This is a genomic window from Blastomonas fulva (genome assembly GCF_003431825.1).
In the GTDB taxonomy this organism is placed as follows: domain Bacteria; phylum Pseudomonadota; class Alphaproteobacteria; order Sphingomonadales; family Sphingomonadaceae; genus Blastomonas; species Blastomonas fulva.
Genome location: NZ_CP020083.1, coordinates 1,542,327 through 1,563,402, shown reverse-complemented (window position 1 = coordinate 1,563,402; position 21,076 = coordinate 1,542,327). Strand labels below are relative to the sequence as shown.

Here is a 21,076-nt window from a genome sequence, read left to right as displayed (position 1 = left end):
CCGGAACCAATCGCTCCGGCAGATGTAAACTGGTCAACGGCCCCGCGGATGAATGGGCAGCTGCAGGCGGCGCTATCGTCCTTGCACAGCCTCATCCCTTCGGGTGCTCCATTCCAGGGTGGTCGCACCGACCTCTCATGCATTTCAAGAAGGACCCATCATGGCAAAAGGCCTTATCCTGTGGCTGCTGGGCGTACCCGGCCTGCTGATCATCGCGCTCTTCGTCTTCGGCATCCTCTGAGCCGCAAACCGGATCGGGGGTAACCAGCCTCCCACGGCCTGACAGACCGAACACAACAAACCCGCCGGAATCGCTTCCGGCGGGTTTGTTGTGTGCAAAGGCGGTTACTCCCCGGCAAGCGCCGGGGAGTAACACGCTTATTCCGCGTCGGTATCGACCGCCTCGGGCTCGGCTGCGACCGGTGCCGGGGCGGGAGCCGCCTCGACCTCGTTCGCGGCTGCCATCGCCCGCTGCAGCGCACGCTGCTGGGCGCGGAGCGCTGCATCGCGGCTGTTGGCGGCGATGCGCATGCGGTTCATGCCCGCACCGGTACCTGCCGGGATCAGACGACCCACGATGACGTTTTCCTTCAGGCCGATCAGCGAGTCACGCTTGCCTTCGACCGCCGCCTGGGTGAGCACCCGGGTGGTTTCCTGGAACGATGCCGCCGAGATGAACGAACGCGTCTGCAGCGAAGCCTTGGTGATGCCGAGCAGCACGGGCTTGCCTTCCGCGAACTTCTTGCCCGCGTCGAGACGACCGTTGTACTCGTCCATTTCCTCACGATCGAGCTGTTCGCCCGGCAGCAGGGTGGTGTCGCCGCCGTCGGTGATTTCCACCTTCTGCAGCATCTGACGGACGATCACCTCGATGTGCTTGTCGTTGATCTTCACGCCCTGCAGACGATAGACCTCCTGGATTTCGCTGACCAGATATTCGGCCAGCGCTTCCACGCCGAGCACTTCAAGGATGTCATGCGGGTCGGGCGAACCCGAGATCAGGTTGTCGCCCTTCTTGACATAATCGCCTTCCTGGACGTCGATGACCTTGGACTTGGGCACCAGATACTCAACCGATTCACCCTCTTCAGGATGGATCGCGATCTTGCGCTTGGCCTTGTAGTCACGAACGAACTCGATGCGGCCCGAGACCTTTGCGATGATCGCATTGTCCTTGGGCTTGCGAGCTTCGAACAGTTCGGCAACGCGCGGCAGACCACCGGTGATGTCACGGGTCTTGGCGGCCTCGCGGCTGACACGGGCGAGAACATCGCCTGCTTCAACCTTCTGGCCTTCCTCGACCGAAAGCATCGCACCCACTGCCAACATGTAGCGGGCAGCTTCACCCGAATCATCATCGAGCAGGGTCAGGCGGGGACGCAGATCTTCCTTGGACTTCGCTTTGAGCGATCCACGGAATTCCACGACCACGCGCTGTGCGATGCCGGTGGCATCATCGGTCTGTTCGATCAGCGTCTTGCCGTCGATCAGGTCCTGGTACTTCACGACGCCGCCCTTTTCGGTGATCACCGGCATGGTGAACGGATCCCACTCGGCGATCCGGTCGCCAAGGTTGACCACACCATTGTCGTCGACCAGCAGCACGGTGCCGTACGGGATGCGGTGGACCGCACGTTCGCGGCCTTCCTTGTCGACAATCGCGATTTCGCCGTTGCGGGCGAGCGACAGGCGCTGTCCGCGCTTGTTCACGATCGTCGGGATATCCCGGTACTGCAGCGTGCCATCGGCCACCGCTTCGAGGTTCGAGGTTTCGTTGAGCTGCGCCGCACCGCCGATGTGGAAGGTCCGCATCGTCAGCTGGGTGCCCGGCTCACCGATCGACTGCGCGGCGATGACGCCGACAGCTTCCCCGATGTTCACCGGCGTACCGCGAGCAAGGTCACGGCCATAGCACTTGCCGCACACGCCCATGGTCGCTTCGCAGATCAGCGGCGAACGGATGCGTGCTGCCTGCAGCCCCAAGGCCTCGATCGTCGCGATATTCGCTTCGTCGAGCAAGGTGTCCTTGGCGATCACGATCTCGCCGGTCTTGGCATCGGAGATATCCTCGGCCAGCGTGCGGCCCAGGATACGCTCGCCCAGCGAGGCGATGACGCTGCCGCCCTGCACGATCGCGCGCATTTCCAGCGCGTTCTCGGTACCGCAATCCTCCTGCACGATGACGCAATCCTGGCTGACGTCGACCAGACGGCGGGTCAGGTAACCCGAGTTCGCCGTCTTGAGCGCCGTATCCGCCAGGCCCTTGCGGGCGCCGTGGGTGGAGTTGAAGTATTCAAGAACGGTCAGACCTTCCTTGAAGTTCGAGATGATCGGCGTTTCGATGATCTCGCCCGACGGCTTGGCCATCAGGCCGCGCATGCCGGCAAGCTGCTTCATCTGCGCTGGCGAACCACGCGCGCCCGAGTGGCTCATCATGTAGATCGAGTTGACCGGGGCTTCGCGGCCATGCTCGTCCTTGGGCGTTGCCTTGATCTCTTCCATCATGGCGTTCGCCACCTGGTCGCCGCAACGGCTCCATGCGTCGATCACCTTGTTGTACTTTTCCTGCTGGGTGATCAGACCATCCTGATACTGCTGCTCATAGTCAGCAACCAGGGCGCGGGTCTCATCGACCAGACGTTCCTTGCTATCGGGGATGATCATGTCGTCCTTGCCGAACGAGATGCCGGCGCGGCAGGCGTGACGGAAGCCCAGGCCCATGATCGCATCGGCAAACAGGACGGTGTCCTTCTGGCCGGTGTGACGATAGACCTGATCGATGACGTCGCCGATTTCCTTCTTGGTGAGAAGGCGGTTGACGACGTCGAAGGGCACCTTGTGGCTCTTGGGCAGGCACTCGCCGATGAGCATGCGCCCAGGCGTGGTGTTGTACCGCTTGAGATACTGGTTGCCCTGCTCGTCGGTCTGCGGAACGCGCGCAATGACCTTGGAGTGCAAGGTCACCGCACCGATTTCCAGCGCCTGATGCACTTCGGCGATGTCGGCCATCAGCATGCCCTCGCCGGGCTCGCCTTCGCGGTCCATCGAGAGATAGTACAGACCCAGCACCATGTCCTGCGAAGGAACGATGATCGGCTTGCCGTTGGCGGGCGAGAGGATGTTGTTGGTCGACATCATCAGCACGCGTGCTTCCAGCTGCGCCTCGAGGCTCAGCGGGACGTGGACGGCCATCTGGTCACCATCGAAGTCGGCGTTGAAGGCCGAGCAGACGAGCGGGTGAAGCTGGATCGCCTTGCCCTCGATCAGCACGGGTTCGAACGCCTGGATGCCCAGACGGTGGAGCGTCGGGGCGCGGTTGAGCATGACCGGGTGCTCGCGAATGACTTCGTCGAGGATGTCCCAGACTTCCTTGCGCTCCTTTTCGACCCACTTCTTCGCCTGCTTCAGGGTCATCGACAGACCCTTGGCATCGAGACGCGCGTAGATGAACGGCTTGAACAGCTCGAGCGCCATCTTCTTGGGCAGGCCGCACTGGTGCAGCTTGAGTTCGGGACCGGTCACGATGACCGAACGACCCGAATAATCGACGCGCTTGCCGAGCAGGTTCTGACGGAAGCGGCCCTGCTTGCCCTTGAGCATGTCGGACAGCGACTTCAACGGACGCTTGTTGGCACCGGTGATGATGCGGCCGCGACGGCCGTTGTCGAACAGCGCATCGACGGCTTCCTGCAGCATGCGCTTTTCGTTGCGCACGATGATGTCAGGCGCGCGCAGTTCCATCAGCCGCTTCAGGCGGTTGTTGCGGTTGATCACGCGGCGATACAGATCGTTGAGATCCGAGGTCGCAAAGCGGCCACCGTCCAGCGGCACCAGCGGGCGCAGCTCGGGCGGGATCACGGGGATGACTTCCAGGATCATCCATTCGGGACGGTTGCCTGAATCGATGAACGATTCCACGACCTTCAGGCGCTTGATGATCTTCTTGGGCTTGAGCTCCGACTTGGTGGTCTCAAGCTCCTGCAGCAGATCGGCACGCTCGCTTTCGAGGTCGAGGTCCATCAGCATCTGGCGCACGGCTTCTGCGCCGATCCCTGCGGAGAACGCGTCTTCACCGAACTCGTCCTGCGCATCGAGCAGCTCGTCTTCGGTCAGCAGCTGGTACTTTTCAAGGCTGGTGAGGCCCGGCTCGATGACGACATAGCTTTCGAAATACAGCACGCGCTCGAGCTGCTTGAGCTGCATGTCGAGCAGCAGGCCGATGCGCGACGGCAGCGACTTGAGGAACCAGATATGCGCGACGGGAGCGGCCAGTTCGATGTGGCCCATGCGCTCGCGGCGCACCTTGGTCACGGTGACTTCAACGCCGCACTTTTCGCAGACGATGCCCTTGTATTTCATCCGCTTGTACTTGCCGCACAGGCACTCGTAATCCTTCACCGGACCGAAGATGCGCGCGCAGAACAGGCCGTCACGCTCGGGCTTGAACGTGCGATAGTTGATGGTTTCGGGCTTCTTGATCTCGCCGAAGGACCACGAACGGATACGCTCCGGGGAAGCGAGGCCGATCTGGATCTCGTCAAAGGTTTCCGGCTTGACGGCGGGATTGTTGAATTTGGTCAGTTCGTTCATTTTTGGCTCCATTTAAGCCCTCTCCCCTTGAGGGGGAGGGTTGGGAGAGGGGCATGTGCCCGAGGGAAGTCGCATGACTCCCCCTCTCCCCGGCCCTCTCCCCCGTGGGGGGAGAGGGAGGGACAATCTTACTCCGCGGCTTCCGCAATCTCGTCCGGATCGGGCAGTGCATCGATGGAGTTCAACTCGACGTTGAGACCCAGCGAGCGCATTTCCTTGACCAGAACGTTGAAGCTCTCAGGGATGCCGGCCTCGAACGTGTCGTCACCCTTGACGATCGCCTCATAGACCTTGGTGCGTCCGACCACGTCATCGGACTTCACCGTCAGCATTTCCTGCAGCGTATAGGCCGCACCATAGGCCTGGAGTGCCCAGACCTCCATTTCCCCGAAGCGCTGTCCACCGAACTGCGCCTTGCCGCCCAGCGGCTGCTGGGTGACGAGGCTGTAGGGGCCGATGGAACGCGCGTGGATCTTGTCGTCCACCAAGTGATGCAGCTTGAGCATGTAGATATAGCCCACGGTCACCTTGCGGTCGAACTTGTCGCCGGTACGGCCGTCGTACAGATCGACCTGGCCCGAGGGGTCGAGACCCGCCCGCTCCAGCATCCGCGAAACGTCCGCCTCGCGCGCACCGTCGAACACCGGGGTGCCCATCGGAACGCCGTTGCGCAGCAGTCCGGCCAGTTCGACCACCGCTTCATCGCTGCGGCTGTCGATCTCGGCGTCGTAATCCTCGCCATAGACGTACTTCAGCTTTTCGCGCAGCGCGTCGGGCGGAGCGCCCGCTTCGGGGTTCGGATTGGCCTCACGCCAGTCGTCCAGCGCCTTCGAAATCTGCTGACCCAGACCGCGTGCGGCCCAGCCCAGATGGGTTTCGAAGATCTGTCCGACGTTCATGCGGCTGGGAACGCCCAGCGGGTTGAGCACGAAGTCGACATGCGTGCCATCTTCGAGGAACGGCATATCCTCGATCGGCAGGATGCGGCTGATGATGCCCTTGTTTCCGTGACGTCCGGCCATCTTGTCGCCCGGCTGCAGCTTGCGCTTCACCGCGACGAACACCTTGACCATCTTGAGCACGCCAGGTGCCAGCTCGTCGCCACGCTCCAGCTTCTCGCGGCGGTCGTCGAACTTCTCGGTGATCCGCGTGACGGCTTCGTCATACTGGACCTTGACGGCTTCCAGATCGGCCTGGACCGCATCGTCCTCGACCGCGAACTTCCACCACAGGTGCTTTTCGACCTCGTCGAGCAGTGCATCGTCGATCACGCCGCCCTTCTTGACGCCCTTGGGAGCCGCTGCAGCCACCTGGCCGATCAGCATTTCCTTGAGGCGGTTGTAGGTCGCGCGGTTGAGAATGGCGCGTTCGTCCTCGCGGTCCTTGGTCAGACGCTCGATTTCCTCGCGTTCGATCGCCAGAGCACGCTCGTCCTTGTCGATGCCATGACGGTTGAACACGCGGACTTCGACCACGGTGCCCGATACGCCCGGCGACAGACGCAGCGAGGTGTCACGCACATCGCTTGCCTTTTCGCCGAAGATCGCGCGCAGCAGCTTTTCTTCCGGCGTCATCGGGCTTTCGCCCTTGGGCGTGATCTTGCCGACCAGGATGTCGCCAGGATGCACTTCCGCACCGATATAGACGATGCCCGCTTCGTCGAGGTTGCGCAGCGCTTCCTCGCCGACATTGGGGATGTCGCGGGTGATGTCTTCAGGACCCAGCTTGGTGTCGCGGGCCATCACTTCGAACTCTTCGATATGGATCGAGGTGAACACGTCGTCCTTGACGATGCGCTCGGAGATCAGGATCGAATCCTCGTAGTTATAGCCGTTCCAGGGCATGAACGCGACGAGCGCGTTGCGGCCCAGCGCCAGTTCGCCAAGGTCAGTCGAGGGACCGTCGGCGATGATGTCGCCTTCGGCGATCACTTCGCCCACCTTCACTAGCGGGCGCTGGTTGATGCAGGTGTTCTGGTTCGAACGCTGGAACTTCTGCAGCGTGTAGATGTCCACGCCCGAGCGGCCCGAATCCACCGAACCGGTGGCGCGGATCACGATGCGGGTCGCATCGACCTGATCGACGATGCCGGCACGCTTGGCAGCAATCGCGGCGCCCGAATCGCGCGCCACGGTTTCTTCCATGCCGGTGCCGACGAACGGTGCTTCAGCCTGTACCAGAGGCACGGCCTGACGCTGCATGTTCGATCCCATCAGCGCGCGGTTGGCGTCATCGTTTTCCAGGAACGGAATGAGCGATGCGGCAACCGACACCAGCTGCTTGGGGCTGACGTCCATCAGGGTGATGATGTCGCGCGGCGCCATCAGGAATTCGCCTGCCTGACGCGACGAGACGATGTCCTCGACAAAGCCCATGTCGTCGTCGAGCTCGGCGTTGGCCTGCGCGATCGTGTGCTTGGCCTCTTCCATTGCCGACAGGTACACGACGTCGTCGGTCACCTTGTGATCGACAACCTTGCGGTACGGGGTTTCGATGAAGCCGTACTTGTTGACGCGGCTGAACGAGGCCAGCGAGTTGATCAGACCGATGTTCGGGCCTTCGGGCGTTTCAATCGGGCAGATGCGGCCATAATGGGTCGGGTGAACGTCGCGGACTTCGAAGCCTGCACGTTCGCGGGTAAGACCGCCTGGGCCCAAGGCCGAAACGCGGCGCTTGTGGGTGACTTCGGCCAGCGGGTTGGTCTGGTCCATGAACTGCGACAGCTGCGAGGAGCCGAAGAATTCGCGCACCGCGGCAACCGCAGGCTTGGCGTTGATCAGATCGTTGGGCATCACGGTCGAGACATCGACCGAGCTCATCCGTTCCTTGACCGCACGCTCCATGCGCAGCAGGCCAACGCGATACTGGTTTTCCAGCAGCTCGCCCACCGAACGGACACGGCGGTTGCCGAGGTTGTCGATGTCATCGACATCGCCCTTGCCGTCCTTGAGGTCAACCAAAGTCTTGACGACGGCCAGGATGTCCTCGCGGCGCAGCGTGGTGACGGTGTCCTCGCAGTCGAGCTCGAGACGCATGTTGAGCTTGACGCGGCCCACGGCCGAAAGGTCGTAGCGCTCGGGGTCGAAGAACAGGCCTTCGAACAGGGCATCGGCGGTTTCGCGCGTCGGCGGCTCGCCGGGGCGCATGACACGGTAGATCGCATCGAGACCCATGTCGCGGTTGTCGGCCTTGTCGGCCTTCATCGTGTTGCGGATCCAGGGACCGGTGGTGACATGGTCGATGTCGAGCAGCACAAGCTGGTCGATCCCGGCCTTGTCGAGCTTTTCCAGATTCTCGGCGGTAACTTCGTCGCCTGCCTCGATATAGATTTCGCCGGTCTTCTCGTTGATCAGGTCATAGGCGCTGTAGCGGCCGAAGATTTCTTCGGTCGGGATCAGCAGCGTTGCCAGACCATCCTTGCCTGCCTTGGTGGCAGCGCGTGGGGTGATCTTGTCGCCCGCCTTGAAAGCGACTTCGCCGGTGGTGGCATCGACGATGTCGAACGCAGGCTTCAGACCGCGCCACTGTTCGGGCACGAACGGAATCTTCCAGCCGCCGGTGCCGCGCTCGTACACGACCTTTTCATAGAAATGGTCGAGGATTTCCTCGTCGTTGAGACCGAGCGAGTACAGCAGCGAGGTGACCGGCAGCTTGCGCTTGCGGTCGATGCGCACATTGACGATGTCCTTGGCATCGAATTCGAAATCGAGCCACGAACCGCGGTACGGAATGACGCGCGCGGCGAACAGATACTTGCCCGACGAGTGGGTCTTGCCGCGGTCATGATCGAACAGCACGCCCGGCGAACGGTGCATCTGGCTGACGATCACGCGCTCGGTGCCGTTGATCACGAACGTGCCGTTTGCGGTCATCAGCGGCATGTCGCCCATATAGACGTCCTGCTCCTTGATATCGAGCACGGAACGGCTTTCGGTTTCCTGGTCGACCTCGAACACGATCAGACGCAGCGTCACCTTCATGGGAGCGGCATAAGTGATTCCGCGCTGGCGGCATTCCTGCACGTCGTATTTGGGCGATTCGAGTTCGTAATGCACGAAGTCGAGCTCGGCAGTGCCGGCAAAATCGCGGATCGGGAACACGCTGCGAAGCGTCTTTTCGAGGCCCGAAATGTAGCCGATCGAATGATCCGAGCGCAGGAACTGCTCATAGCTTTCGCGCTGAACCTCGATCAGGTTCGGCATTTCGCTGACTTCGTGGATGTCGCCGAAAATCTTGCGGATGCGCTTCATCGGGGTCGGCTTCTGCTGAGCCGTCGGACGTGCCTTGGTTGCCATAGCTTTGTCTTCGCCTTTTCGTGCAAGTCGATATTCGTGTTGGCCGATTCGCGAGGCCAGAGACGCCAAAAGGCCGCAAGCCCATGGAAACCCATGAACTGCAGCCTATCGCGTCAGATTGATCCCGTTCGCCTCATTCGTTCGTCAGGTCCGCGCAAACCTGTCATGTCTCGAAACGTTCGGTGTTGGGGTGCGATATAGGCTCGCGTGTTGGACTTGTCAAACGTCCCAGAGGGCGATGGCGCAAGGCGCGCTGCATGCCTATAGCAGGCGCTGGATGACCCGCTATCAACGCCATCACTGGTTTCTCGCGGTCGCGCTGGCGGCGCTGGCGGGGTTCGTCGATGCCATCGGCTTTCTGTACACCGGCGGCTTTTTCACCGCGTTCATGACCGGCAATTCGACCCGGATGGCGGTGGGGCTGTTCACCGATGGCCGCATCGCCGCGATCGCCGCCTCGATGATCGCGACCTTTGTGGCAGGCGTGATCATCGGCAATGTGGCAGGCAGCCTGTGCTCCGCCAGAACCCGCCTGCCGCTGACGATCCTGGGGGTGGTGGCGCTGCTCGCCGCCGCCGCCGCCCTGGGCATGGCGGGGCTGGGGATGCTCGCGGTCGGCTTCACGTTGCTGGCGATGGGGATGGAAAACACCGTGTTCCAGCGCGAGGGTCAGGTCAGCATCGGGCTCACCTACATGACCGGGACCCTGGTCAAGCTGGGCCAGGCGCTGTCGCGCGTGCACCGTGCGGGCCAGCGCTGGCAATGGGTGCCGCATCTGCTGTTGTGGGCCGGGCTGGTGAGCGGCGCAGGGCTTGGCGTGCTCGCCTATCTCGACTGGGGGCTGATGGCGCTGTGGGCCGCTGCCGCCATCGGGCTGGCGCTGGCGATGGTCGCCGCGCTGCCGCGCTTTGCGCTGCACGATGAGGTGCCTAGCGCCTGACCCCGACAAGCCGGGCCGCAAGGATTGCCGCCAGCGCGCCGAGCGCTGCACTCGCCAGCACCTGGCTGGTCCAGTGGGCGCCCGCAGCAACCCGCCCGATGCAGCCGGCCAGCAGCAGTACCGCTGCCCCCAGCCGCACCGCCATCGCCTCGCGCCCGCGGGTGCCCCATGTCAGCAGGATCAGTCCGCCGCACGCCGCGCCATGGAATATCGCGAAAGTCGAGGGCAGCCCCGAAGACGCGCTCGCGCTGGCGACCTCGACGATGTCGGCAGAAGGGCGCGGGACATAGAATGCCAGGCGCGCCAGCCGCTCGGTCGCCATCGCGATGCCCACGCCGATGATCAGCGCGGCTGCTCCGGGCAACCGCTCCAGCGAGGCCGCAAACAGCCCGGCCAGCAGGGTGCTGGCGACGATCATCGGCCAACCGGCGGTGAGCGACAGCCATTCGATCCAGGCTGAGCGGGGGTCGATCAGCCGCTGGAGCTGCCAGGTCGCCTCGATATCCAGCGGCAGAGGACCCTGCAGCCAGACCCCCATCCCGCCGAGCACGACCACGATCATGAGCAGAACCAGACTCACGCTGCGCATCAAACACGGTCCCCGCTGCCGTCCAAACTGCAGGGTCAATCGCAGCTTTTAGGTATGCAAACCATACCTAGTTCATCAACTGGCCGCCCTGCAGCGTCAGCCTGACAGAGTTTGCGCGCAGCGGCGTGAACGGTTTTGCGCGCCTCGAGCGTTTGCTGTGATACCATGACACACACATCGCACCCCATTCGCCCGGCAAGGGCCGCGATTGCCGCCGTTCTTGCCCTGACCGCAACCCCGCTTCTGGCGCAGGAAGCTCCGGCCATCGCGCCGGTGATGCCGATGCCCGAAGCCGTGCAGCCTGCCAGCCCGGCCGGTACGCCGACCACGGCTTCGCAGACGCCGCAGGTCCAGATGCCGACGGCGCAGCCTTCGGCACCGGCCACGCCGCCTGTCTCGGCGATCCCGCCTGCAGCCTCGCTCCCGGGCAACCCTGTCCCGATGGCCATCCCGATGGCGCCGCCGGTGGTGAGCGACGTTCCGTCGACCGCAACCACCCCGCCGGCAGAGGCTGCCGAACGGCCCGCACCGACCCGCAGGGCCGCTCCGGCCGAGCGTCCCACAGCCCGCGAAGCTGCACCTGCGCCGGTCGCTGCTGCGCCGGAGGCGAACACAGCTGCCGATCCGCTCGCCGCTCCGCCTGAAGAGGCTGCTGCTCTGGCGCCGGTCGCCCCGGCTGCACCGGCCTTCGAAACCCCTGCCCAGCAGGATGGCGCAGTCAGCGCCACCGAATCCGGCAGCGGCGACGTATGGGGCTGGATGGCCGGTCTGCTCGCCTTGCTGGGAATTGGCGGCGGTGCGATCGCCCTGCGCCGGACCCGGACCCGCAAGAGCGCGTCCATGATGGCAGATGCGCGGCTGGCCGATGCCGATCATGGCACCGAGCGTCGCCTGGCTGGTCCGCACGACCGGCCGCGGGCCACCACCGTAACGACGCCGGTTCCGGCACCCGCACAGACTCGGCTCGACCAGCCGCTGTTGCAGACGCCTGCAGTGGCCCCGCTGGCGGCAACGCGCTCGACGCCCACCCGGGCACCGATCGCACCGCGCGGTGACCTGACGGTCGATGAGCGCCGCCTCGAGGACATGATTGCGCAGCCGCCCAGCCGCGACAATCCGTTCAAGACGCGGGCCAACCGCAAGCGTCGCGCTTTTTTCCTGCTGCGCAACAGCTATCCGATGCAGAGCGCGGCCTGACCGTACAAATCCCCGAATTGGGATGATTTGAAACGACAGAAGGCGGGGAGCGATCCCCGCCTTCCTTTTTGTCGTCAGCGCGTGCACTGGCTCAGCGATAACGCTCGAGCCAGTGCGCGTAAGGCGCGGGCAGCGTCCAGCTCGGCCTGTCCTTGCCCAGCTCCTTCGCCGCCTGATACGGCCAGTGCGGGTTCTCGAGCATCGGCCGGCCCATCATCACCAGATCGACCTGGCCGGTCTCGACCATGCGGTTGGCGTTTTCCGAGGTGCCGATATACCAGCTGGTCGCGGCCGGAAGCCCGGTCTCGCTGCGCACGCGCTCGGCGATCGGCGCCATGAACGCCGGACCCCAGGGGATCTGCGCGGTCGGCGTCGAGAACACGATGCTGACATCGATGAAATCGAGCCCGCGATCCTTCATCAGCTTGATCAGTTCGATCGACTCACCAAGCGTTTCCTCGTCATTGCCGTCGAACTCGATCACCCCGAAACGCGCCGACAGCGGAAACTCGTCGGGCCATACGGCGCGGACGGCCTCGAGTGTTTCGAGCAGGAAGCGCGAGCGGTTTTCGAAGCTGCCGCCATATTCGTCGGTGCGCTGGTTGGAGTGCTTGGAGAAGAAGCTCTGCGCCAGATAGCCGTGTGCAAAATGCAGCATCAGCCATTCGAACCCGGCCTCGCGCGCGCGGATTGCGGCGGCGACATAGTCGGCCTTAACCTTCTCGATATCGGCCAACGTCATTTCGCGCGGCACCTTGGTCAGGCCACCACCGAACGCGATCGGCGAGGGCGAGACGGTTTCCCAGCCGCGCGGATCGCCCTCGGCAATGTGATCGTCGCCTTCCCAAGGCTTGTTGGCGCTGGCCTTGCGCCCGGCATGCGCGATCTGGATGCCGGGGACCGCCCCTGCCGCCTTGATCTCGGCAACGATCGGCGCGAACGCATCGCGCTGCTCGTCGTTCCACAGCCCGGTGCAGCCAGGCGTAATCCGGCCTTCGGGCGACACGCCCGAGGCCTCGGCGACCACCAGCCCCGCACCGCCGCGCGCCAGCGAGACGAGGTGCGAGCGGTGCCAGTCCTTGGGCACGCCATCTTCGGCGGAATACTGGCACATCGGCGAGACCGCGATGCGGTTGCGCAGCGTGACGGACTTGAGCGTGTACGGCTCGAACAGCGCGGGGGTTTTGGCGGGAGTGTTATCAGTCATGGGGAGTCCTGTGGTTGTTATGATAGTACGTATATAATCGAACTATAGGATTTACAAGACCGCCATGCTATATGAGTGCCATGCGAACCTATCAGCATCCCGACCTTTCGACCGTCACCATCGAGCACGCGCTCCACGCGCTGAGCGATCCCGTGCGGCTCGACATCGTCCGCCAGCTCGACCGCGAGGTCGAAGCCAGCTGCGCCGCGCTCGACGGCGGCCGCCCCAAATCGAGCATGTCCCACCACTTCCGCGTCCTGCGCGCAGCGGGGCTGGTGCACACGCGCATTGCCGGGGTGCAGCACATGAACACGCTGCGCCGCGACGAGGTGGACAAAAGGTTTCCGGGGTTACTGGATGCGGTTCTGGGGGTGAAGGGGTAGCGCTGAGGGTTGGTTGGCCGGTTCCAGGCAACGGGCCAGAACGCACGGATGGCGGATATTGGGTGGAAAGCTGCCGCTTAGTCTTTCGCTCCAGCCTCCACTGCGTAGATGCTTTTCTCCATCAATTCGCGACGCTCTTCCGCATCGCAGATTAAAGGTAACAACGCAGCTTGAGCCGACTTTGCTGCAGCCACAACTTCCATCCACTTAGGATCCGCTAAGATCGCTTGGTGGTCGTAATCGTCTTTTCCGGGGGCATCATACGCAGCAAGTATCGCATGGAACGGCTCTATTGCGGCGGCTTCATCGGCGTTGACGAGACCTTGCTCCCTCGCAACAGTGTAGTGTTCGCCAAGGGCACTCGGATCGTCGAAGACCGCTAGGCCGTCGAAGTAGCAGCACATATATTCAACGAAAGTATAGTGGGGGTTCGATGCGTTGGGGTCGAGCCACAAGCGGCGCTGAGTCTTCAGGTCCGAAAACTCCTGAATGCTGCAAAGCCAATTCCTTCGCCAATTTTGCCTCAATTCTTGGTTCTCGCTCATCAGCGCTTGCTAGCACGGCTAAACTGAAATGTCCGCAATGGGGTCGATAGCGGAATGGCAGGTTTTTCTGCGCCCCCTCCAAAGCTGCCACCCCCTCCGCTCAGCCTGAGCTTGTCGAAGGCCCCGCTATTCGGCCAGCGTGGGCGCGGGTCCTTCGACTTCGCGGGCTGCGCCCACGGCTCAGGATGAGCGGGGGTGAGCAAATTGGTTCTTCCTACTCCAGTTTGCCTGCGAAGGCAGGCATCCATCTCCTGCCCTTGCACCCGACGCGGCGGTCGGGAGATGGGCCCCTGCCTTCGCAGGGGACCGGTTGGGGTGGCGTTGGTCGCTGGCGGGAGCTTGGAGCGCGGGCCGCAAAAGCCCTCTCCCCTCCAGGGGGGAGGGTTGGGAGGGGGGCAGGCGCCTACGCTCGGGGTGGCTAGGCCCCTCCCAGCTGCGACTAAGGCAGCAAGCTGCCAAGTCTCGCGTCTCTCCCCTCAAGGGGAGAGAGCTCACCTCAATGCACCCACGCAAACAGCGCAGCCGCCCCGGCGCCAGCGCCGATGATCAACGCCGCCAGATGGCTCCAGAAGCCCCCGCCGGTACCCGCAACGCGCACCTTCCTGTCCCAGATCAGCGGGATGTGAGGGATCGGGGGCGGTTCGGGGGCGCCGCCCTTTTTGGGGACCTGTTCTTCCAGACGCCGCACCAGATCGGGCAGCCGCAACAATGTCGCGACATCGGTGTTGATCCGGTCGGCGAGCAACGTCTCGGGCCCCAGTTCGCCGCGGATCCAGTCGCGCACATAAGGCGCTGCGACATCCCACATGTTGATATTGGGGTCGAGCTGGGTCGCGACGCCTTCGACCATCACCATCGTCTTTTGCAGCAGCAGCAGGTGCGGCTGGGTCTTCATGTCGAAATCGCGGGTGATCGCAAACAGCCCGTCGAGCATCTGCCCGACTGACAGCTCGCTCACCGGCTTGCCGCGCATCGGCTCGCCCACCGCGCGCAGCGCGGTCGCGAACTCGTCGACATTGTGATAGCTCGGCACATACTGCGCTTCGAAATGGATCTCGGCGACGCGCTTGTAGTTGCCCGTGGTCAGGCCATAGAGGATCTCCGCCAGCCAGAACCGCGCCTGCCGGTTGATCCGCCCCATGATGCCGAAATCGATCGCGACGATGGTCGAATCGGGCGCGACGAACAGGTTGCCCTGGTGCATGTCGGCATGGAAGAAGCCGCCCGCGATCGCCTGGCGCAGGAAGGCGAGAACCAGCCGCCGCGCGAGATCGGGCAGGTCATGCCCGGCAGCGATCAGCGCCTCGCGGTTCGAAATCTTGATGCCGTCGATCCATTCGAGCGTCATCACGGTGCCGCAGGTGCGGTCCCAGTCGATCTCGGGCACGCGGTAGCCCGGGTGGCCGTCCATCGCGCTGGCGAGTTCCGATGCGCTCGCCGCCTCGCGGCGCAGATCGAGTTCGCGCATCGTCCAGCGCTTGAAGTTGGCGATGGTGAGCTGCGGCCGCAGCCGGGTCGCCTCCCCGCCCAGAGCTTCCAGATGTGCGGCAGCCCATTCGTACGTCTCGATATCGCGCGCGAAGTTCTTGCGCACGCCGGGGCGCAGCACCTTGATCGCGACATCGCGGCCTTCGATGGTGGTGCCGCGATGCACCTGCGCGATCGAGGCGGCGCCGACGGGCACCGGATCGACATGGGCAAAGAAGCGCTCGAGCGGGCCGCCCAGCCCCAGCTCGATCTCGGCGCGGATTTCCGCAAACGGCACCGGCGGCAGGCTGTCCTGCAGGCTGAGCAGATTGATCGCGGCCTCTTCGCCCACCAGATCGGGGCGGGTGGCGAGCGTCTGGCCCAGCTTGATCGCCGCAGGACCGATCGCGCGGAAGGCACCAGCATAATCGGGGGTCTTGGGCACGCTCGCCCCCAGCCGCGCGATGCGGAACAGGCGGCGGACCTCGGGCGGGGTCTGCGGTGCGGCCTCCAGCCCCTTGAGCGCGCCATGACGCGCAAGGATACGGCCCCATTTGAGGAGCCGGAAGATATGCGTACGCGGAGCGGTCATGCGCGGATGCCGAACCCCCGGCGACGCCGAATCACGCCTTCCACCCGCTATGGATCGCGACCGCGCCGCCCAGGATGAGCTCGACCTTGGTGGCGGTGAACCCGGCATCCTTGATCATCTGCTCGAACACCGGCGGTTTGGGAAAGCGGCGGATCGATTCGGCCAGATAGCGATAGCTGTCGGCATCGCCTGCGATCATCTGGCCCAGGCGCGGCATCAGATGGTGCGAATAGGCGTCATAGACCTCGCCGAACACGGGCCATTGGGTCGACGAGAATTCGAGGCAATAGAACCTGCCGCCATAGCGCAGCACGCGGTGCGCCTCGGCCAGCGCCTTGTCGATATGCGTGACATTGCGGATGCCGAACGCGATCGTGTAGGCGTTGAAGCTGCGGTCGGGGAACTTGAGGCTTTCCGCATCCTGGCACGACCAGACAAGCCGGTCCTCGCCGCGTTCAACCGCGCGGTCGATGCCGACATCGAGCATGTCCTGATTGATATCCGCGACCGTGACATTGGCGCCCGACTTGACCATGCGGAAGGCGATGTCGCCGGTGCCGCCTGCCATATCGAGGATGTCCTCGCCTGCGCGCGGCTTGACCCGGCGCACGAAGCGGTCCTTCCAGAGGCGATGCATGCCGCCCGACATCGCATCGTTCATGATGTCATATTTGGCAGCCACACTCGAAAAGATGCCGCCAACCCGTCCCGCCTTTTCAGCCGGGTCGATATCCTGATAGCCAAAGGGCACTGTCTCGCTCATGGCCCTGCATGTAAGCATCTTTGTGCCAAGCGCAAAGCCTGATAACGGGCCTTTTTATGCCGGAGCTTCCCGAAGTCGAAACCACCGTGCGCGGGCTTGCGGCCGTGCTGCAGGACGTGCGCCTGACGAGTGTCGTCGCGCGCCGCGCAGACCTGCGCCGCGCCTTCCCGGTCGATCTGGGCCAAAGGATGACAGGCGCGCGGATCATCAGCCTGGGCCGCCGCGCCAAATACGGGCTGATAGAAACCGACCGCGGCGACAGCATGATCTTTCACCTCGGCATGTCGGGCCGCTGGCGAATCGATCCCGAAGACATCGGCACGCACGACCACCTCGTGATGCACACCGATTCGGGTCACGTGCTCTCGCTGTTCGATCCGCGCCGGTTCGGCTCGGTCGATCTGGTCGAGACAGCCGCGATCGCCAGTTTCCCGAGCTTTGCCGCGATGGGCCCCGAGCCGCTGGGCGACGATTTCACCCCCGCTTATCTGCTCGAGCGGCTCAAGGGCCGCGCCTCGCCGATCAAAGCGATGCTGCTCGACCAGCGAATCGTTGCGGGCCTGGGCAACATCTATGTCTGCGAGGCACTCAACATGGCGAGAATCTCTCCGCTGCGCGCTGCCGGGCAAATTGGTCCTGCCAAGCTCAAGCCTTTGGTCACGGCGATCAAATCGGTGCTGGTCGATGCCATCGCGGCGGGCGGATCGACCTTGCGCGATTATGCCCGGCCCGATGGCCAATTGGGCTATTTCGCCAAGCAATGGCGGGTTTACGGGCGCGAGGGAGAGGCCTGTCCGTGCGGCGGCACCGTGAAGCGCACCGTCCAGTCGGGACGCTCCACCTTCTGGTGCCCGTCCTGCCAGAAGTAAGGTGGGTTTGCATGACGCCTGCGGCATTCTGGCGTTGACGCGCCAGCCGATAATCGCTAACGGCAGCGGCTTCAAAGCGCGGGCATAGCCTTATCGCGGCCCAACGCTTTTACCCAAAATCCACCGATCATGCTGTGATCGCCTGTAAGAAAGACGTGTGAGAACTTATGGCCAATACGCCGCAAGCCAAGAAGCGCATCCGCCGGAACGACCGTCGGGCGATTGTCAACGGCAACCGCATCGGACGCATCCGTACCTTCGTCAAGAAGGTCGAATCGGCTCTGGAAGCAGGCGACAAGGACGCGGCCGCTGCAGCTCTCGCCAGCGCGCAGCCTGAACTGGCCCGCGGCGTTGCCAAGGGCGTGCTGCACAAGAACACCGCATCGCGCAAGTTCTCGCGCCTGACCAAGCGGGTCGCAGCGCTCGGCTGATCCCGGTCTGCTCCGGAGCGGCTGGGCCGCATCCGGAGCCGGTCATTCCGCCACGATATTCCGATTGTCCGCCGTCCAGCCTCGGTCGGCGGATTTTTCGTGCGCGCAGCGCGCGTGCAACGGTATGTAACATGGGCGCCGCTGTGTGACAGAGCGGTCACAAAACCGTCACCTGCGCTTTTGGCAAAGCCGCGCATTTCCCGCGATTCGCAATTGCGCCCCACGCCCACTTTGCTCTAACCAATTGAAATATATACGTTAATATAGTGAATCGAGCAATATCCAGACGTTAACTGAGTCAAGCGCCTTTATTTCATTTTTTTTACCCGGCCGCTCTTGCTCGACTCGTTTTTTCATCGCTACATCACACTCCAGAGAGCGAGCGCTCGCGCCCGTTCTCCACTGCACCAACGGATGAATCACTAGGGTATCGCAATGCCATCGGCTTTGCGTCCGGGGTGGTTTTGTCCCGGCGCAGGCGAGGGGGCACCGGGTCGGCCAGGGGTTGGTCGGCACACGGTGAAAGCGAAGAAAGACATGGCGGATAGTCCCGTCTGTCATTGCGGACGTTGGGGAGGGAGCAAGTTTTGCGTATCAGGGTCGGACTGCCACAGGAACTGACATTCAAGACCTCGCTCGCGGACCGGGAGCTGGCCGTGCGCACCGCCGGTTTCTGGCTGGCACGCACCGGATGGCCCGATTCGAGCCGAGAGACCCTCTCCTAGGGGGGACCGGCAAGGCCGCGACAAGGGCATCTGGACCCTTGGCTCCGGCCCACCCAAGCAGTTCCCCGAATGATCCCGGCGCGCGAGCGATTTTGCTCCGCCGGTGTGTTGTCAGCGATGACCAAGAACCAAGAAGTGGCAGTTACAGGCATGATCGAACTCAACGATTCGAACGGCGCGGCAGATTGGGCAGCGGACTGGAACGAAATCAGCGAAGGATTGCGCAAGGACCTGGGCGCACAGATCCACACCCAGTGGATCCGCCCCATCCGCCCCGGAAGCTTCGAGCCTGGCTCCGGCATGCTCAACCTGCATCTGCCATCCGAATTTTCCGCCAACTGGGTGCGTGAACGCTTTGCCGACCGGCTGGCGCTGGCGTGGAAGATCGTGCGCCCCGAAGTGCGCAGCGTGACCATCGCGGCTGCCCCGCGCGAGGCCGATCCGGCCCGCCCGCGGACCGCCGTTCCGCAGCAGGCGGCCGCCCCTGCCCCGCGCCCGGCGCTGGCCGATTCGGGCAACCGCATCGCGCTCGATCCCTCGCAGGTCTTTTCTGGTTTCATTACCGGCCAGTCCAACGTGCTGGCGTTCAACGCTGCACAGCGCATGGCCGCGATGGAAAAGCCGCTGTTCAGCCCGCTCTACCTCAAGGCCGCCACCGGCCAGGGCAAGACGCATCTGCTGCACGCCATCGGCAACGCCTTTGCCGAGGTCAATCCGGGCGCGCGTATCTGCTATTGCCCGGCCGAAAAGTTCATGAACGACTTCGTCAGCGCCATCCAGCGCGGCGATTCGATGGCGTTCAAGGCGCGGCTGCGCGGTTTCGACATGCTGCTGGTCGATGACATCCAGTTCATCATCGGCAAGAATTCGACCCAGGAGGAATTCCTCCACACGATCGATGCGATCCTGGGCGGCGGCAAGCGGCTGGTGGTGACATCGGACCGCGCGCCCCAGGCGCTCGACGGCGTCGACCAAAGACTGCTCTCGCGGCTGGCGATGGGCCTGGTCGCGGATATCCAGCCCGCCGATATCGAGCTGCGCCGCGCGATCATCACCGCGCGAATCGAAACGATGCGGATGGGCGAGGTGCCCGAGGAGGTGATCGAGTTCCTCGCGCGCACCATCAGCCGCAATGTTCGCGAGCTGGTCGGCGGGCTCAACAAGCTGATGGCCTATGCCCAGATCACCGGCCAGAAGGTCACGCTGCCACTCGCCGAAGAGCAGCTCTCGGATCTTCTCAGCGCCAACCGCAGGCGGATCACGATCGACGAGATCCAGCGCGCGGTCTGCCAGTTCTACAAGGTCGACCGTTCCGAAATGTCCTCCAAGCGCCGCGCGCGCGCGGTGGTGCGTCCGCGCCAGGTGGCGATGTACCTCGCCAAGGTACTGACCCCGCGCTCGTATCCGGAAATCGGCCGCAAGTTTGGTGGGCGCGATCATTCGACCGTGATCCACGCGGTCCGCCTGATCGAGGACCTGCGCACCCGCGATGCCGATATGGACGGCGACGTCCGCGCATTGCTGCAGCAGCTCGAGAGCTGAGCGCTTCGCCGCATCTCTGAAACATTGGCCATTCCCGCAAACGCGGGAATCCCGCTATAGCGCCGGTGAAGCGGGATTCCCGCGTTCGCGGGAATGACGAGGACCGGCCCGGCATTTGCGCACCAGCATCAGGATAGTCGCGATCATGCCCCTCACCCCCACCCAGCTTGAACGCCACGCCCGGCACATCGTGCTGCCCGAGATCGGCGGCGCAGGTGTGGCCAAGCTGTCGGCGGCGCATGTCGTTCTGGTGGGGATGGGCGGGATCGGCTGCCCGGCGCTTCAGTATCTCGCAGGCGCTGGCATCGGCCGGCTGACGCTGATCGACGACGATGTCATCGACCTGTCCAACCTCCAGCGCCAGACGCTGTTCACGCCCGCCGATGTCAGCCGGCCCAAGGCCGAGGTCGCAGCCAACTGGGTGCGCGCGTTCGATCCGGAACTGAATGCAACCGCAGTCACCGAGCGGATCACGCCCGCCAATGCGGCAGCCTTGCTCGCCGGCGCGGATGTCATCCTCGACGGTACCGACAATTTCGCCACCCGGCTTTTGGTGTCGGACACCGCCACGGCCTTGCACATCCCGCTGGTCAGCGCCGCGATCGGGCGCTTCCAGGGACAGATCGGTACGTTTCGCGGCTGGCTACCCGATGCGCCGTGCTATCGCTGCTTCGTCGGCGATGCGTTCGATGCCGAGGATTGCGACACCTGCGCCGAGCAGGGCGTATTGGGCGCAATGGTCGGCCTGATCGGCAGTTTCGCTGCGATGGAGGCGGTGCGCGCGGTCACAGGCTTTGGCGAGGACCCGCGCGGCAAGCTGCACCTGTTCGACGGATTGAAGCCGCTGTGGCGCACGCTCAAGATCGCCAAGGACCCCGCGTGCTCGGCTTGCGGCGATCCTGCCCAGGCGGCATAGTCCAAGCTTCCAACCGGGGGGCTCC

14 protein-coding genes are annotated in these 21,076 nt (G+C 63.8%); 7 read left to right on the top strand and 7 right to left on the bottom strand.

All coding sequences use genetic code 11. From position 1 onward, the window contains the following. Window positions 1–378: 378 nt before the first annotated feature. Window positions 379–4,590, bottom strand: a complete 4,212-nt coding sequence (rpoC, locus tag B5J99_RS07330; protein WP_069051302.1) for a DNA-directed RNA polymerase subunit beta' — start codon at window positions 4,588–4,590, stop codon at window positions 379–381. Between the two features lie 128 nt (window positions 4,591–4,718). After that, window positions 4,719–8,885 carry a DNA-directed RNA polymerase subunit beta gene (gene rpoB / locus B5J99_RS07325; RefSeq protein ID WP_054136298.1) on the bottom strand — a complete coding sequence of 1,389 codons (4,167 nt, stop codon included), beginning with the start codon at window positions 8,883–8,885 and terminating at the stop codon, window positions 4,719–4,721. 277 nt (window positions 8,886–9,162) lie between these two features. Between rpoB and B5J99_RS07320 the strand changes: the two genes are divergently transcribed. After that, the gene (locus tag B5J99_RS07320; RefSeq protein ID WP_117353399.1) at window positions 9,163–9,825 is read left to right on the top strand and encodes a YoaK family protein; all 663 of its coding nucleotides are present in this window, start codon (window positions 9,163–9,165) and stop codon (window positions 9,823–9,825) included. Here B5J99_RS07320 and B5J99_RS07315 read toward each other — a convergent pair. Continuing rightward, complete coding sequence (locus B5J99_RS07315) at window positions 9,815–10,414, bottom strand: phosphatase PAP2 family protein (RefSeq protein WP_117352021.1); 600 nt, start codon at window positions 10,412–10,414, stop codon at window positions 9,815–9,817. The two genes, B5J99_RS07320 and B5J99_RS07315, sit on opposite strands and share 11 nt — an antisense overlap. Before the next feature lie 165 nt (window positions 10,415–10,579). Here B5J99_RS07315 and B5J99_RS07310 point away from each other — a divergent pair, with 165 nt between their 5' ends. Next, window positions 10,580–11,611 carry a hypothetical protein gene (locus B5J99_RS07310; RefSeq protein WP_117352020.1) on the top strand — a complete coding sequence of 344 codons (1,032 nt, stop codon included), beginning with the start codon at window positions 10,580–10,582 and terminating at the stop codon, window positions 11,609–11,611. A 91-nt stretch (window positions 11,612–11,702) separates the two neighbouring features. On the opposite strand, the gene B5J99_RS07305 is transcribed toward B5J99_RS07310, so the two are convergent. Further along, window positions 11,703–12,818: an NADH:flavin oxidoreductase/NADH oxidase gene (locus B5J99_RS07305; protein ID WP_117352019.1), complete on the bottom strand. Its 1,116-nt coding sequence runs from the start codon at window positions 12,816–12,818 to the stop codon at window positions 11,703–11,705. 80 nt (window positions 12,819–12,898) lie between these two features. Between B5J99_RS07305 and B5J99_RS07300 the strand changes: the two genes are divergently transcribed. After that, window positions 12,899–13,201, top strand: a complete 303-nt coding sequence (locus B5J99_RS07300; RefSeq protein ID WP_117352018.1) for an ArsR/SmtB family transcription factor — start codon at window positions 12,899–12,901, stop codon at window positions 13,199–13,201. 77 nt (window positions 13,202–13,278) lie between these two features. Here the strand turns inward: B5J99_RS07300 and B5J99_RS07295 are convergent, their stop codons facing one another. From B5J99_RS07295 to B5J99_RS07285, 3 genes are all read right to left on the bottom strand, one after another. Beyond that, entirely contained in the window at window positions 13,279–13,746 is a 468-nt protein-coding gene (locus tag B5J99_RS07295; protein ID WP_117352017.1) for a hypothetical protein, read from the bottom strand. A gap of 496 nt (window positions 13,747–14,242) precedes the next feature. Further along, the gene (gene ubiB, locus B5J99_RS07290) at window positions 14,243–15,805 is read right to left on the bottom strand and encodes a 2-polyprenylphenol 6-hydroxylase (protein ID WP_117352016.1); all 1,563 of its coding nucleotides are present in this window, start codon (window positions 15,803–15,805) and stop codon (window positions 14,243–14,245) included. Window positions 15,806–15,836: 31 nt separating this feature from the next. Continuing rightward, window positions 15,837–16,568, bottom strand: coding sequence for a class I SAM-dependent methyltransferase (locus tag B5J99_RS07285; protein ID WP_117352015.1), 732 nt, complete (start codon window positions 16,566–16,568; stop codon window positions 15,837–15,839). 56 nt (window positions 16,569–16,624) lie between these two features. Between B5J99_RS07285 and mutM the strand changes: the two genes are divergently transcribed. The 4 genes from mutM (at window position 16,625) to B5J99_RS07265 (ending at window position 21,051) form a co-directional block, all read left to right on the top strand. After that, a complete protein-coding gene (gene mutM / locus B5J99_RS07280) occupies window positions 16,625–17,437 on the top strand; it encodes a bifunctional DNA-formamidopyrimidine glycosylase/DNA-(apurinic or apyrimidinic site) lyase (RefSeq protein ID WP_117352014.1) in 813 nt (270 codons plus the stop codon). Window positions 17,438–17,604: 167 nt separating this feature from the next. Next, on the top strand, window positions 17,605–17,868 hold the full coding sequence (rpsT, locus tag B5J99_RS07275) for a 30S ribosomal protein S20 (RefSeq protein WP_054136306.1): 264 nt from the start codon (window positions 17,605–17,607) through the stop codon (window positions 17,866–17,868). Between the two features lie 875 nt (window positions 17,869–18,743). Next, window positions 18,744–20,135 (top strand): chromosomal replication initiator protein DnaA, encoded by a 1,392-nt coding sequence (gene dnaA, locus B5J99_RS07270; protein ID WP_117353398.1) that lies wholly within the window; start codon window positions 18,744–18,746, stop codon window positions 20,133–20,135. Window positions 20,136–20,280: 145 nt separating this feature from the next. Beyond that, window positions 20,281–21,051, top strand: a complete 771-nt coding sequence (locus tag B5J99_RS07265) for a HesA/MoeB/ThiF family protein (RefSeq protein ID WP_117353397.1) — start codon at window positions 20,281–20,283, stop codon at window positions 21,049–21,051. The last annotated feature ends 25 nt before the right edge of the window (window positions 21,052–21,076 follow it).